Raw genomic sequence first — 14,372 nt, 5'->3', positions numbered from 1 at the left:
CGTCGGCGCCGCGGCGGGGCGCCCCGCGGGTGTCTCCCTCACCGTCCGGCCCCGATCGGGAAGGGGCCGGCGGCCGGGGTGGTGGGCCCGCTGGGCAGGGCGCGCCGGCGCAGCGGGTGCAGCAGCCGCTTGGCGTGCAGCCGCCAGGAGGTGTCGGTCTCGCCGACGTGGACGCGGGGCAGGGCGTGCACCGACGTCAGCGGGCCGGGATCGATGGCGCAGGCGTACGCGTATCCCGCCGCGCGTACGGCCTTCACCACGCGGTGGTCGATCGTGCCGTAGGGGTAGCAGAAGCCCCGGACCGGCCGGCCGGTGATCTCCTCCAGGAGCAGGCGGCTGCCCTCGGTCTCCCGGTGCAGGGTGTCGTCGTCGGTGCCGGTGAGATCCAGGTGGAGCATCCCGTGGGAGCCGATCTCCATGCCGGCGCCGAGGGCGGCGCGGATCCCGGCCTCGGTCAACAGCGGCTTGCGGGGACCGAGCGGGTCCCACTCGTTGGTGCCGCCGAGCCTGCCGGGCAGGGCGAACACGGTCGCGGTGCAGCCGTGGTGGCGCAGCAGGGGGACGGCCTCCTCGATGAAGTCGGCGTAGCCGTCGTCGAAGGTCAGGCCCACCAGGTGGGCGCCCCGTCCGGCGGCGCGCTCGCGCAGCAGCTCGCCCACGCCCACGCCGCGCAGCCCGCGCCGGCGCAACCAACGCAGTTGGCGGCCCAGTCGTCCCGGCGAGACGGTGACGTTGTAGGGGTCCTCGGTGTGCTCGGCCACCGAGTGGTACATCAGCACCCAGGGGCGCACCGGGCGGTGCCGGGGCAGCGAGGCGGTCGCGGCGCCGGGAGCGGCGGGCGCGGGGACATGGGCCGGGTCAACGGACATGGCGGAACCTTCGTGTGACGGCGGTGAGCAACTGCGGTACCTCCGGGGCGCGGACGGCGAGCGCCGCGCCCGTGAAGGCGGCCGGGACGATCACGCCCCCGGCCAGGGCGGTGGGCAGCGGGGAGGGCAGCAGCGGCGCGGCGGCCCAACCGGCCGCGCCGGCGACGGCGGCGGCCAGGACCAGACGTCCGAGGCCGGCGGTCACCGCGCCCACCCGGATGGGCAGGACGCGGGTGCGCAGGCCGCCCAGGAGCAGCAGCGCGGTGGTGGTGATCCCGACGGCGTTGGCGGCCGCGATGCCGTGGACGCCCCAGCGCGGGGCGGCGAGCGCCCCCGCCGCGACGGTGAGCAGCAGCCCGACGGCCATCGCGCCGGCCGGGTACCAGGTGGGCCGGGAGGTGGAGAAGAACGGCCGCACCAGGGCGCCGGCCAGACAGTGGCCGAGCAGCCCGACCGCGTAGACGCGCATGACCGAGGCGGTGGCGGCGGTGTCGCCCGCGCCGAACGCGCCGCGCTGGAAGAGGAGTTCGACGATCTGGGGGGCGTAGGCGATGACGTACGCGGCACCGAGCAGCACCACCACGGCGGCCAGCAGCAGATCGCGTTCCACCCGCCGCCTGGCCCGCTCCGGTCGGCCGTCCGCCATGGCACGGGCGACCAGCGGGAAGGTGACCGTGCACAGCAGCAGGGAGAACGTCATGGGCAGTTGGGCGATCTTCTGCGCGTAGTTCAGGTGCGAGATGGCTCCGGGCGGCAGTTCGGAGGCCAGGAAGCGCTCGACGAGCACCTGGGACTGGCGGGAGAGGGCGAAGACGGCCACGGGCGCGAGCACGGCTCCGCCCACCAGGGCCGCGGCGGCGCTCGGGCCGGTACGGCGGCCTCCGCCGTGCCGCACCGTCCGTTCCCGCCGCCACCGGGGACGGCCGGTGCGGGCGGTGCGTTCGGTGCGGGCGGTGCGTTCGGTGCCGGACGCACCGGCGGACAGGTGCCGCCGGAAGGCCGGGAGTTGGACGAGGACCATCGCCAGGCTCCCCGCCGCCACCCCGAACGCGGCGGCGCGCACGCCCCACCGGGCGTACAGGGTCAGCATGGCGGCGATGACGACGAGGTTGTAGGAGAGGTAGATCGTCGCCGGCGGCACGAAGCTGCGGTGGGCGCGCAGGGCCGCGCTGAAGTACCCGGCGGTGCCGAAGCCCAGCACCGTCAGCGCGGTCAGCCGGGTGCACTCCACCGCCAGGGCGGGGTCGGCCAGTCCGGGCGCGAGGACGTCCACCAGGTGGGGCGCGAGGAGCGCGGCGACGCCGGCGGTGCCCGCCAGTGCCAACAGCAGCCGGGGGAGGGTGGCCGCGAGCAGGGCCCGCACCGGGTCGTCGGCGCCCGCGGACGCGTCGCCTCCTCCCTCGGTGCCGTCGGGGCGGGCGGCCGACGCGGCGCGGCGGGACAGGGCGAGGCTGAACGCCGGTACCAGCACCAGCGCCATGGCGTCCTCGATGAGGAGCGTGGCGGCGAACTCCGGGATCGTCCAGGAGACCAGGAAGGCGTCGGTGTCGCTGCCCGCACCGAAGAGGTGGGCGATGGTCTGGTCGCGCACGAGGCCGAAGAAGGAGCCCGCCGCGGTCAGTACGGCGGTGACGGCCGCTGCCCGGGCGACGAACCGCCCGCCCGGCGCGGGCTCCCGTGCCCCGGCGGGGGCGGGGGGCCCGGGACGCGTCGGACGGCCGGGCGACGGAGTCACCGTGGATGCCGTGGATGCCGTGGGTGCCGTGGTCACCGTCGACACACGTCCTTCCGGTGGAGGGTCGTGGCGGCCCCCTCGTCCGGCACCGCGGGCGACAGCGCCCACCAGGCGGCCAGTCCGAGGGCCAGGGCGGTCAGGACGGTGGAGGGGCCGCCGATGTCGGCGTAGAGGAAGTCGACGCAGACGAGGACGAGAAGGCCCACGGCGGCCAGTCCGCAGTCCGTCGCGGGGTCGGTGCCGTGGGGCGCGTCGCGCCGGGCGCGACGCGCCGCCGCCCGCGCGGCGCGCAGCCGCCGTACGCCCAGCACCAGCAGCGCCGCCCAGCCGCCGGTGAACGCGACGGCACCCACCGTGCCCTGCTCGGCGAGGAGGAGCAGGTACATGTTGTGCGGGGAGAGCAGCGGCTGGCGGTGGAAGGCGTGGCCGGCGCCGGCGGTGTCGCTCGCCGCGGAGAGGGCGAGGGAGGCGTGGGTGTCGCGGTGGTCGGGGAAGCCCTTGGGCCCCACCCCGGTGACCGGGTCCTCGCGCCACATCGCCAGGGCCGCGGCCCACATGGCGTAGCGGTCGGTGACCGACTGGTCGGGCGCCTCGGTGACCTCGGTGATGCTGCTCGCCCGCTCGGCGACGAGCTTCCCGCCCACCCCGACCCCGCCGACCAGCACGACGGCGGCGGCCGCCAGGACGGCCAGAACGCGCAGCGCCGTCCGCGCGCCCGCCAGGAACAGCACGGCGGTGCAGGCCACGGCGGTGGAGAGCCACGCCCCGCGGCTGAAGGAGAGGACCAGGGGGACCAGCAGGACGACGGCCGTCGCCGACGCGGCGATCCGCAGCCGGCGGGACGCACCGGGAGGCGGCGCCAGGCCCACCGCCAGGGCGACCACGACACCGCAGGAGACCGCCGAGGACATCCCCATGACGTCCAGCGGGCCGAAGGTGCCCACGGCCCGGATGTTCTCCCCCTGGTAGGAGGCGCCGGTTCCGGTGACGAACTGGTGGACGCCGACCGCGCCCTGGAACAGCGCGACCCCCACCAGGGCGGCCGCGAGCAGCCGGGCGTGCCGTCGCGAGCGCAGCGCGAGCAGCACGGCGAGCGGAACCAGGACGAAGACCTGGAGCAGCCGGACGAACCCGGCGAGCGAGGCGGCCGGGTCGCGGGACGCGACGGTGGCCAGGGCGAGCGCCACGGCGGGGGCCGCCGTCACGACGACGGCCGGGACGCCCAGCGGACGTCTCCGGGCGCGCAGGACCGACACGGCGCAGCAGCCCACCAGGACGGCCGACGCGACGTCCGCGACGGTGACGCCCCCGCCCCCGACCAGGTCGCCGGGGGTGCGGGCGGGGACGGGCACGCACACCAGCAGGGCGGTGGCGAGCACCAGCGGCACCGTCGGGTGTCCGGCCGCCGGCCCGCCGAACCGGCCGGCGCCCCTCCGCCCCGCGTCCCGTCCCGCCCGAGCCGTCGGGAGGGGACGGGGCACGGGGCGGGGGGAACGGGGAGCGGTGGTCGCCGTGGTGGCCTCGGTCACCTCAGCTGCCTCCGAGTCGGAAGAGGGAGCCGGCGGTGTGGAGCAGGATGCGGACGTCCTGCCACAGGGACCAGGTGTCGATGTAGTGGTTGTCGAACCGCGCGCGGTCCTCGATGGAGGTGTCGCCGCGCAGGCCGTGCACCTGGGCCAGCCCGGTGATCCCGGCGGGCATCCGGTGGCGGGCCGCGTAGCCGGGGTGGAGTCCGCTGAACCGCTGCACGAAGTAGGGGCGTTCGGGACGCGGACCGACCAGGCTCATGTCGCCGCGCAGGACGTTCCACAGTTGGGGCAGCTCGTCCAGCGAGGTGCGCCGCAGCAGGTGGCCGACCGTGCTCATCCGCCGGTCGTCGGCGACGTTCCAGCGCGTCGCCGACTCGTGTTCGTCGCGGGGGCGCAGGGTGCGGAACTTCAGCACGGTGAAGGGGCGCCCGCCCAGACCGATCCGCTCCTGACGGAAGATCACGCCGGGGCCGTCGGCGATCCGGACGGCGAGGGCGCAGGCCAGCAGCACGGGGGCGGCGAGCACCAGGGCCACGGCCGCGACCGCCACGTCCAACGCCCGCTTGCAGCGCAGTTCGACGGGGCGGCGTCGGGGGGCGGTGGCCAGCCGACGGCAGGCGAAGCCCCACAGGTGGTCGCCCTCCCGGGGCCGGGGGGCGCCGGCCGCGGAAGCGGCGGCGCCGCGGGCCGCCTCGCCGACGAGCCAGACCGTGCAGTCCAGGTCCTCGAAGAGCGGTACGAGCGCCGCGGTCTCCGGGTCGAGGGCCGGATCGCGGGTGAACACCGCGTCCCGCACGGCGTTCTGGATGACGGCGCGGACGATCTCCTCGTGCCGGGTGAGGACGGGGACGGGAACGGCAGGCCCCTCGACGGCCTCGTCCCCGGCCCCGGCCCCGGTTCCGGTGGTCTCGCCGGGCTCGACCATCCCGACCGGGCGCATCCCGTACTCGGACCGCTCCTGGAGCGCCGTGGTGATCCGACGTCCGGCCGGTCCGGTGCCCACCACCAGGGCGGAGCGCGGTCGGCGGCGTCCCACCAGCCGCCGGCCGAGGTGGACGGCGCCCCGCGCGGCGCAGGCCAGCAGCGTGTGGGCCGCCACGACGACCGGCAGGGTCGTCCATCCCAGCGCGCCGCCCGGGTGGAGGGCGGCGAGCACCGCCGCCGCCGCGCACCAGGCCGTCGCGGTGCGGCCGAGCAGGGCGGGCAGTTCGTCGAGTGCCGAGGCGGTCAGGGCGGTGCGGTACAGGCCGCCTCGGGCGTTGAGCGGCAGCAGGACGAGCGGCAGCAGGACGGCGAACAGTGCCAGGGCGAGGGGGTCCGGTCCCCCGCCGGACGGGGCGGCCGCCGGGACCGCCACCGTGAGCGCCACGAGACCGTCGGCGGCCACCAGCACGCCCACGGCGCGGCGGCGGTACGGGTTCCTCCTCGGGCGCGGTGGCAGGAGTCGGGACGCCGCGCCGCGCGGCGGGCCGACGACGTGGACGGCCGCGCGGGGTCTGGACTCCGGCGGGGGAAGGACCTGACTCGGGTTGGCTGTCCCGGCGTTCTCCGTGGTCATCGCCTGGTGCGCTCCCTGGAATCGGGGTGGGGAAGGACGGGCTGGTGGGTGAAGGGGTGGAGGGGGAGGTGGAACGGCGTGGCGGCGGGGCCCGCCGCGGGCGCCGCCGCCCGCTCGGCCAGCACCTCGCCGTACAGCTCCGCGACCCGTTCCGCCGTCCGCCGCACGTCGTGGGCGGCCACGACGTGGTCGCGGGACCGTCGCCCCAGCTCGTGCCGCAGCCGCGGGTCGACGAGCAGGGCGGTCAGCGCGTGGGCCAGCGCGGCGGGGTCCTCCGGCGGTACCGCGAAGTCGGCGGCGCGTCCCGGGGGGAGGCTCTCGGCCGCGCCGGTCACCTCGGTGACCACCACGGGGCGGCCACAGGCCATCGCCTCCAGCGGGACCAGCGCCATGCCCTCCCAGCGGGAGGGCAGCACGACCGCGTCGGCCGCCGCGTACCAGGGCGCCGTGTCCTCGACCGCCCCCGCGAACAGCACCCTGCCGCGGGCCGCGGCGCCCAGTTCGCGCCGCCGGGGGCCGTCGCCGACCAGGACCAGCCAGGCCTCGGGGACGCGGGCGGCGACCGAGGGCCAGGCCCGCAGCAGTACGTCCTGGCCCTTCTGGCGGCACAGCCGGCCGACGCAGACGACCAGGGGGGCGTGCGGGGGCACGCCGTCGAGCGCGGGGAGGGCGGCGCGGGCACGGGCGCGGGCCGCCTCGTCCGCCGGGCGGAAGCGGTCGGTGTCCACGCCGTTGCGGACCACCGCCCAGCGGGCGCGCACACCGGCCCGTACGCCGCGGCGGCGCTCGTCCTCGGCGACGCACAGCACACGGTCCGCCCACCGCGCGCCCAGCCGTTCCCAGGACCGGGCGAGGCGGGCGGCGGTCCCGTCGACGGCGTCGAAGGACCAGGCGTGCGGCTGGTGGACGGTGGGCACCCCGCCGCGCAGGGCGAGCCGGCCGGCCAGCCCGGCCTTGGCGCTGTGGGTGTGCACCAGGTCGGGTGCGACCCGCCGGACCAGCCGGGCGGCGCGCACGGTCTCGCCGCACAGGCCCGCTCCCGGCTCGCGCCGCGCGGACCAGTCGACCACTTCGGCGCCGGCCGCCGCGGCGGCGCGACCCAGCGTCCCGCCGGACGGACAGGCCACCACGGCGCGGACTCCCGCCGCGGTCTGGGCCCGCACCAGGTCGGTGACGACCCTGGCGACACCGCCCTCGACGGGCTGCGCCAGGTGCAGCACCGTGGTGGGGCACGCTTCTTCGTCGGTTCGAGGCACGCGGAACTCCCCTGTACGCCAACACACGGAACGGCTCGGTCTCGCGCCGGGGCCGCGACCGCGCCGGCCGCGGCCCCGTGCGGGTCGGTCAGCGGCGCGCGTCGACCTGGAGGAACAGGGCGCCCACCTGGTAGCCCTCGCTGCGGGTGGTGGTGAACCGGAACGTCACCGAGTCGCCGCCGCGCGCGAACGCGGGCGTGACGCCGTGGACGTCGGAGTCGTAGCCCAGGGTGTTGGGGTAGGACGGGAGACGGCCTGTGGTGGGGCGCCCGTGGTCGGTGATCGTGGAGTTGAAGGGGTCGTCGGCGGGGTTGGCCGCGTCGCGCACCCGGTACGCCGGGGAGCCTTCGACCCGCACCGTCATCGCCTCGCCGCTCCGGCCGCGGTCGCCGTCGTAGGCCACCACGCCCGCCGATCCGGTGGCTCCGGGGGCCACGGGCAGGTTCCGTACGGTGTGGCCGACCGACCGCCGGGCGGAGTGGAGCGGCTCGTAGCCGTCCACGAGGACCACGTGCCGCAGGGGCTCGTCGGGGTGCTCGTAGGCGGCCACCAGCGTCCAGCCGCCCCAGGCCCCCGCGGCGCTGTGGCCCTTGGCGACGTTGAGCTGGCCGACGGTGTAGGTGCCGCCGCCGGAGTGCGCGACGATGTGGGTGACGTCGGCCGAGGCGGAGTAGCCGTCCATGACGTCGGTGCGGCGGTGCCCGACGACGGTGTCGGCGAGGACCTCCTTGTACCGGCCGCCCTCCTCCGCGAGCAGCACCCGTCCGTTGTCCTGCGGGTCCTTCTGTTCGCCGACCCGGAGGTTGCCGCCCCAGTACAGCCTGGCGTGGGTGACGCGTGCCCCGGCGGGCAGACGCAGTTCGGCGCGGCTGGAGTTGTAGGTGTTGGGGTCGTCGTCGACGTCGACGTACGTCATCTCGTAGTCGCCGTTGTCCCCCGTCGCGGTGCCGCCGCGGGCCGCGGCGCAGGACGGCGCGGCGGCGGTGGCGGGCTCCAGACAGGTGGCGGCGGAGTTGGCGGCGCGCGCGACGCCACCGTGCAAGGTGGCGCGGTAGCGCTCCGCGAACGGGACGCGCGGCGCCTCGCCGGGAGCCGGCGCGGCCGCGGTCGGCGGCAGCGTCATCGCCAGGGTCGCTGACGCCAGGGCGCACAGCACTCCTCGGCCGGTGAGCCCCAGGGAAACACGCATGGATCTTCTCCGATCGACACCAACCAAGCCAACCAAACCGGAGCAAACCATGACAGACGGGCGAGCCCCCTCCGTGGGAGACGCGCGGGGGGTTGCGCCGAGTGTGTGATCGACAAGGGGGACACCGGGGCGGGGCGCCACCGGCACGGAGCCGTCCGGCCCAGGAAGAACGCCGGAACGGTGATCCGGATAAGCCTATCGAGTGATCATGCGTATCCGGTGTCCGCCGGTGTCGTTGGGACAGGGTGATCCACTCACGACCCGAAAGGAGAACGGCGATGAGCCGTATCGCCAAGGCCACCGCCCTCGCCGCCGTCGGCTGCACCATGGTCCTCGGTGGCGCGGGGATCGCGTCGGCCGACAGCGGTGCCAGGGGCACGGCCGTCGGTTCCCCTGGCGTCCTGAGCGGCAACGTGGTCCAGGTTCCGATCCACGTGCCGGTCAACGTCTGCGGCAACAGCATCAACGTCATCGGTGCGCTGAACCCGGCCTTCGGGAACATCTGCGTCAACCGCTGACCCACGACCTGCTCGGACGGCGGCGGAGCCCTTCCCCCGACCGTCGCCGTCCGGCGGGAACCGGCCCGGGGCCGGCGGAGCCTCCTCTCCGCCGGCCCCGGCTCCGTCCCCCTCCCGCCGCTCCCGGTCGTTCCTCCGCCCCACCGTGCGCGGGGCCGACCGGCTGCCAAAGGACGGTCAGGGGCCGCCCTCCTCCTTCTGCCGGCGCACCGCTTCCGGCTCCCCCGCCGCGTCACGGGGCAGATCGCCGCCCTTCGGCGGATCCACCTCCACCGGCGGGATCCAGGGACCGCGTTCCACCGTCTCGCCCGGCTGCATCCCGGCGGTCGGTCCCGCGGCGATCTCCGGCTGTTCCACGTCGTCACTGGCCACCGCGTGGGTGTCGCCCTTGCCCAGCGGGGACGGGGCGGGGTCCTCGGCGCTGCCGGGTTTCCAGTGGTCCTCGCCCGTCCCCATGTCCTCGCCGCTCTCGGGCAGTTCGTCGCCGGGGCCGTACGTGGCGTTCCCGGGGTTCCGGGTCCGCTCCGCCTCCTCCGCGATCTCGCGGGCCCGTCGTTCCCTGTCCGAACCGTCGCCCGTGGTGCCGATGTCCTCTCCGGCCATGGCCGCGCTCCTCTCCTGAGTGCTTCCGGGGCCCCGGGAGCCTCCGAGCGCTCCGGGACCCCCGCCGCCGGCGATCCGGGACGGATCCGGCGACGTCGCGCGGGTACCCCTCGGACATGGGAAGCATTCTGGTGGGCACCTGCTCGTGGACGGACTCCGCGCTGGTCGCCGGCGGTTGGTACCCCCCTTCCGCCAGGGGGGCCGAGGGCCGGCTCCGGCACTACGCCGGACGGTTCCCGCTGGTGGAGGTCGACGCCACCTACTACGGACTGCCCAGCAGACGCAACAGCGCACTGTGGGCGGAGCGCACGCCCCCCGGCTTCGTCTTCGACGTCAAGGCGTTCTCCCTGCTCACCGGTCACCCCACCCGGATCGGATCGCTGCCCGCGCCGCTGCGCCCGGCCGGGCCGCCGAACGCGCGGGTGCGGGCCGACTCGCTGCCGCCCACCACCGTGGACGAGGTGTGGCGGCGCTTCTCGGAGGCGCTGGAGCCGTTGCGGACGGCGGGACGGCTGGGCGCGGTGCTGACGCAGTTCCCGCCGACGCTCCGCCCCGGCCCCGCGGCGGAGGAGTTCGTGTCGGACTGTCTGGAACGCGCGGGCGCGCTCGGTCTGCGCACGGCGGTGGAGTTCCGGGACCCACGGTGGTACGCGTCCGAACGGCGCGCCGGCACGGCCGCGCTCGCCGAGCGGCACGGGGCCGCGCTGGTGGCGGTGGACACCGCCCGGGACCTGCCGTCCTCCGTGCCGCCGGTGGCCGTCGCGACCACACCGGAACTGTCGGTCGTCCGGTTCCACGGACGCAGCCCGCACTGGGGCACGGGCGGGAAGGAGGACGCCTACCGGCACCGCTACACCAAGGAGGAACTGACCGAGTGGGTTCCGCGGATCCGGGCTCTGGCGGAGCGGACCGGACGGGTCCACGTGCTGTTCAACAACTGCTGCGGCGACGCGGCGGTCTCCGCGGCCGAGGCCATGGAGGCGCTGCTGGGGTGAGGCGGCACGGACCGGACCGACGCACGACGGGGACCGGGCGGGGCACCACCGCGACGGAATCCCGAGTTCCTTTCCGTTTCCGGCCGTTTCTCCGGCTTCCCGCCGCTTCCCGTGGCGTTCTCTCCGTTTCCACGTCCCGTGCGCCTCCGTGCGCCGGGGCGCGCCGCCGCCCGGCTTCCCACCGTGAACGACAAAGGCCGACCCTTGCCGGAATGTGACGGGCGCGTCTATCTTTGGCGCGCTCGCCAACGGAATTCTCTGAATGCTCAACTGACGGAGCGCCGGCTTACGGCGTAAGGGGAGGGACCGGCCGTGGCCGGACGAGGACGTCATCGCCGCTACAAACCCAACGCGGTCTCGCGCGCATCGCTGTCCGTCACCGCGGGAGGCGCGGGAATCGCCCTCCCGTTGATCGGCGCCGGCGCCGCCCACGCCACGCCGGAGGAGATCTGGAACAAGGTCGCGGCCTGCGAGAGCAGCGGAAACTGGAATATCAACACCGGAAACGGTTTCTACGGCGGATTACAGTTCAAACAGAGCACCTGGCAGGAATTCGGCGGCACGGAGTACGCCCCGCGCGCCGACCTCGCCACCAAGGACGAGCAGGTGGCCGTCGCCGAGCGCGTCCTGGACGGCCAGGGCCCCACGGCCTGGCCGGTGTGTTCCACCCGGGCCGGGCTGACCTGGAAGCACCAGGGCACGGGGGCGCACACCGCTTCCCCGACCGTCGAACAGGCCGACGTTCCCCGTGGGACCCCCCGTACCGAGAAGGCCGCGGGGAAGACGAGCGGGAAGCACGCCGCCCCGGCCGCGAACGGATCGGAGGGGCCCGACGAACGCCCCGACGACTCGGCCCGGACACACGTGGTGGCCAGTGGCGACACGCTCTTCGGGATCGCCGACGACCACGACCTCCGCGGCGGATGGCAGTCCCTGTACGAGCGCAACCGCACGGTCGTGGGCGAGGACCCGGACCTGATCTTCCCCGGTCAGCGGCTCCGGCTGCAGGACGGCGGAGCGGCGCGGACGGAACCGGACCGACGGGCCGCCGCCGGTACGGAGGCCGAGACCAAGCCCCAGCCCAAGGCCGAACCGAAGGCCGAGCCGAAGGCCGAACCGAAGGCCGAACCGAAGGCCGAGGCCGAGCCCAAGGTCGAGGCGAAGCCCAAGGCCGAGACGAAGCCCAAGGCCGAGACGGAGGGAGCCCCCGAGCCCCGGGAGAAGATCCGCGCCCAGGCCGACGCCAAGCCCAAGCCCGAGGCCAAGCCCAAGCCCGAACCAAAGGCCGAACCGAAGGCCGAGGCCCGGTCGCAGGAGAAGGCGGCCTCACCGGTCTACACCGCGCCCGTCAGCGGCGTCGGCCCCAGCACCGCGTACCGGCAGTCGGGCGGCAGTTGGTCCAGCGGTTACCACACGGGCGTCGACTTCCCCGTGTCCACCGGCACCTCGGTGCAGGCCGTCGCTCGCGGACAGGTGGTCTCGGCCGGTTGGGGCGGCGCGTACGGGTACCAGGTCGTCGTCCGGCACACCGATGGCCGCTACAGCCAGTACGCCCACCTGTCCGCGATCTCGGTGCGGCCGGGACAGCAGGTCAACGCGGGCCAGCGGCTGGGACGTTCGGGCTCCACCGGCAACAGCACCGGCCCGCACCTGCACTTCGAGGTCCGCACCGGTCCCGGCTACGGCTCCGACATCGACCCGTTGGCCTACCTGCGGGGCAAGGGCGTCCGCATCTGAGTCCGCGGCGGCCGCCTCACCGGGCGGTGGGAGCGGTGGTCACCCGAGGTCGCGCGGCTCCAGCGGGCGGTTCGCCGGCCCCTGGAGCACCGTGCCGTCGGGCGCGAAGCGCGAACCGTGGCACGGGCACTCCCAGGCCCGCTCCGCGTGGTTGAAGTGCACCAGGCACCCCAGGTGCGTGCAGCGGGCGGAGACGGCGTGCAGCCGACCCTCGTCGTCGCGGTGCACGGCGCAGCGGCGTCCGCCGACCCGTACGACCGCGCCGCTGCCGGGGTCGATGTCGTCGGTGGAGTCGACGTGGGAGGGGCGCAGTCGGTCGCCGACGAAGTGCCTGGCCACGGTCGCCTGGAGCCCGAACAGTGAGGGCGCCTCGCGGAAGCCGGGCGTCCGCCGGGGGTCGTACAGCTTCGCCCAGGCCGGGAGTTCACCGCCGGTGGCGTACCGGGCCAGCAGCCGGCCCGCGAGCACACCGCTGCTCATCCCCCAGCCGCCGAAGCCGGTGGCGACGTAGGTGTGCCGCGCGCCGGGGTGGAAGGGGCCGATGTAGGGGACGCGGTCGGTGGTGCTGTTGTCCTGGGTGGCCCAGCGGTGCACGACGTGGGCGTCGGGGAAGCGCTCGGCCACCCAGGCCGCCAGTCGGGCGAAGCGCTCGGGGACGTCGGCGGTGCCGGGGAGGAACTTCTCGCCGGTGACGATGAGCAGCCGCCGGCCGTCGCCGTAGGGCGCGGTGCGCACCGAGCGGGTGTTGTCCTCCGGAGTGATGTACATGCCGGCCGGGTCCTGGTCGGCGGGGACGGCCGCGGCGACGACGAGTTCGCGGTGCGGTTCCAGGCGGGAGAAGAGCAGGGCCCGGTCGAAGACGGGGTAGTGGGTGGCGACGACGACGGCGCGCGCGGTGACGGTCGCGCCGTTCTCGGCGGTCACCTTGCACGGTTCGCCCTCCTCCAGGCCGACCACCCGGGTGCGCTCGGCGATCCGCCCGCCGCGCCGCACCAGGTCCTCGGCGAGGGCCAGCAGGTACTTGCGCGGGTGGAACTGGAGTTGGTCCTCCACCCGCACCGCGCCGCGCACCGGGAAGGGCAGTCCGGTCTCGGTCACGTAGGAGGCGGGCAGTCCGGCCTCGGCGGCGGCCTCGGCCTCGGCACGGACCTTGGCGTCCTGCTCCTCGGACTCGGCCCAGGTGTAGGCCGGGACACGCTCCAGCTCGCAGTCGACGCCCAACTCCTCGGCCGTGGCCGCCAGGTGCCCGATGGCGTCCTGTTGGGAGAGCGCGTACATCCGGGCGCCGTCGGCGCCGTGCTCGCGCCGCAGGTCGTCGTAGATCAGGGCGTGCTGGGCGGTCACCTTGGCGGTGGTGTGCCCCGTCACCCCGGCGGCGATCCGGTCGGCCTCCACGACGGTGACCCGGTGCCCGGCGCGGGCGATCTCCCAGGCGGTGCTCAGGCCTGCGATGCCGCCGCCGACGACCACCACGTCGGTGTCGGTCTCGCTGTCGGACTCCAGCGGCGGGTGGGTCACCGAGGGGGTGACGGGGGCGGTGGCCAGCCAGTACGACTCGTGGTCGGAGGGAAGTTCGCTCACCGGCCGCCACCCCTCTCCGGGCGCTCCGGGCGCTCCGGGCGCACGCCCGTCCCCTCGCCCTCTCCGGACTCCCCGACCTCGCCCACGCCCTCGGGCGGACCGGTCTGTTCCAGGTCGTCCTCTCCCCTGAGTTGGCCGATGTCGCGGTCCTCCTCGACGGTGTGGACGGCCGTCTCCTCCGGGCCCAGTCCCTCGGCCCGGGACTCGTGGGAGAACACGTCCTGGTTGGCGGGCCGGTCGTCGAGGGGGTCGTCGCTGAGCTGGCCGGTCTCCTGTTCCGGAGGGCCCGGGGACTCCCCCACGTCGGGCACCTCCTCGGCCAGCCGGTCGCCCAGGGGCTTGCCCTCGACCTGCTCGGAGTAGGTGGTGCCCCATTCCTCCGCGGCCACCGGACGCTCGCCGGGGACGGGCATCTGCTGCGGGTCGTTCATCCACTCCTGCTCGGGCATGCCGTCCTGCAGGTCGGGGATGCCCTCGTCCTCCGGCCGCCCGCCCGGGTCGTCCGCGCCGTCCAGCGCCGAGTCGCCGGGGCTGGGGCCGGTGGCGGGCTCGTCGTCGGGCGGCAGACCGGGGGTCTCGTCGTCGTTGACGGTGGCGCCCTCGTCCACCAGCTCGGGCCTGCTGTCGTCCGCTCCGGCGGTCCGGCTCCGGTCGGACCTCTCGTCGGCCATGGTCGGTCTCCTTCCGGGTTCCGGTGTCGGTCGTGTCGATGAGGGGGCGCACGCGTCGGCGATCCGGTCGCTTCCCATCGACCCGCCGGTACCCGCCGCCACCCGGCGGAAACGCGACCCGTGCCCCGGCC

12 protein-coding genes are annotated in these 14,372 nt (G+C 75.5%); 3 read left to right on the top strand and 9 right to left on the bottom strand.

The annotated features are described in order from the left end of the window. Positions 1 to 38: 38 nt before the first annotated feature. The 6 genes from F0L17_RS22400 to F0L17_RS22375 all read right to left on the bottom strand — a co-directional run bounded on the left by F0L17_RS22400 (position 39) and on the right by F0L17_RS22375 (position 8,136). Positions 39 to 869: a polysaccharide deacetylase family protein gene (locus tag F0L17_RS22400; RefSeq protein WP_202917914.1), complete on the bottom strand. Its 831-nt coding sequence runs from the start codon at positions 867 to 869 to the stop codon at positions 39 to 41. Continuing rightward, on the bottom strand, positions 859 to 2,604 hold the full coding sequence (locus F0L17_RS22395; RefSeq protein WP_338018178.1) for a lipid II flippase MurJ: 1,746 nt from the start codon (positions 2,602 to 2,604) through the stop codon (positions 859 to 861). Before F0L17_RS22395 ends, F0L17_RS22400 begins: the two co-directional genes overlap by 11 nt. A 32-nt stretch (positions 2,605 to 2,636) precedes the next feature. Continuing rightward, positions 2,637 to 3,983: an O-antigen ligase family protein gene (locus F0L17_RS22390; RefSeq protein WP_420802444.1), complete on the bottom strand. Its 1,347-nt coding sequence runs from the start codon at positions 3,981 to 3,983 to the stop codon at positions 2,637 to 2,639. A 151-nt stretch (positions 3,984 to 4,134) separates the two neighbouring features. After that, positions 4,135 to 5,691 carry an exopolysaccharide biosynthesis polyprenyl glycosylphosphotransferase gene (locus tag F0L17_RS22385; protein ID WP_155072460.1) on the bottom strand — a complete coding sequence of 519 codons (1,557 nt, stop codon included), beginning with the start codon at positions 5,689 to 5,691 and terminating at the stop codon, positions 4,135 to 4,137. Beyond that, positions 5,688 to 6,947, bottom strand: coding sequence for a glycosyltransferase (locus F0L17_RS22380; RefSeq protein ID WP_338018177.1), 1,260 nt, complete (start codon positions 6,945 to 6,947; stop codon positions 5,688 to 5,690). Before F0L17_RS22380 ends, F0L17_RS22385 begins: the two co-directional genes overlap by 4 nt. Before the next feature lie 88 nt (positions 6,948 to 7,035). Further along, on the bottom strand, positions 7,036 to 8,136 hold the full coding sequence (locus tag F0L17_RS22375; RefSeq protein ID WP_202917913.1) for a DUF3344 domain-containing protein: 1,101 nt from the start codon (positions 8,134 to 8,136) through the stop codon (positions 7,036 to 7,038). Between the two features lie 278 nt (positions 8,137 to 8,414). Here F0L17_RS22375 and F0L17_RS22370 point away from each other — a divergent pair, with 278 nt between their 5' ends. Further along, positions 8,415 to 8,654, top strand: a complete 240-nt coding sequence (locus tag F0L17_RS22370) for a chaplin (protein WP_155072459.1) — start codon at positions 8,415 to 8,417, stop codon at positions 8,652 to 8,654. Positions 8,655 to 8,831: 177 nt separating this feature from the next. On the opposite strand, the gene F0L17_RS22365 is transcribed toward F0L17_RS22370, so the two are convergent. Then, entirely contained in the window at positions 8,832 to 9,257 is a 426-nt protein-coding gene (locus F0L17_RS22365; RefSeq protein ID WP_155072458.1) for a hypothetical protein, read from the bottom strand. A gap of 116 nt (positions 9,258 to 9,373) precedes the next feature. Between F0L17_RS22365 and F0L17_RS22360 the strand changes: the two genes are divergently transcribed. Beyond that, positions 9,374 to 10,252 (top strand): DUF72 domain-containing protein, encoded by an 879-nt coding sequence (locus tag F0L17_RS22360; protein WP_155072457.1) that lies wholly within the window; start codon positions 9,374 to 9,376, stop codon positions 10,250 to 10,252. Positions 10,253 to 10,564: 312 nt separating this feature from the next. Further along, a complete protein-coding gene (locus F0L17_RS22355; protein ID WP_162466561.1) occupies positions 10,565 to 11,989 on the top strand; it encodes a transglycosylase family protein in 1,425 nt (474 codons plus the stop codon). 39 nt (positions 11,990 to 12,028) lie between these two features. On the opposite strand, the gene F0L17_RS22350 is transcribed toward F0L17_RS22355, so the two are convergent. Then, positions 12,029 to 13,570, bottom strand: coding sequence for an FAD-dependent oxidoreductase (locus tag F0L17_RS22350; protein WP_162466560.1), 1,542 nt, complete (start codon positions 13,568 to 13,570; stop codon positions 12,029 to 12,031). Continuing rightward, positions 13,567 to 14,241: a hypothetical protein gene (locus F0L17_RS27130; RefSeq protein WP_202917912.1), complete on the bottom strand. Its 675-nt coding sequence runs from the start codon at positions 14,239 to 14,241 to the stop codon at positions 13,567 to 13,569. Before F0L17_RS27130 ends, F0L17_RS22350 begins: the two co-directional genes overlap by 4 nt. Positions 14,242 to 14,372 lie beyond the last annotated feature (131 nt).

The organism is Streptomyces taklimakanensis (genome assembly GCF_009709575.1).
Classification (GTDB): domain Bacteria; phylum Actinomycetota; class Actinomycetes; order Streptomycetales; family Streptomycetaceae; genus Streptomyces; species Streptomyces taklimakanensis.
This window is presented reverse-complemented; position numbering and strand designations above follow the sequence as displayed.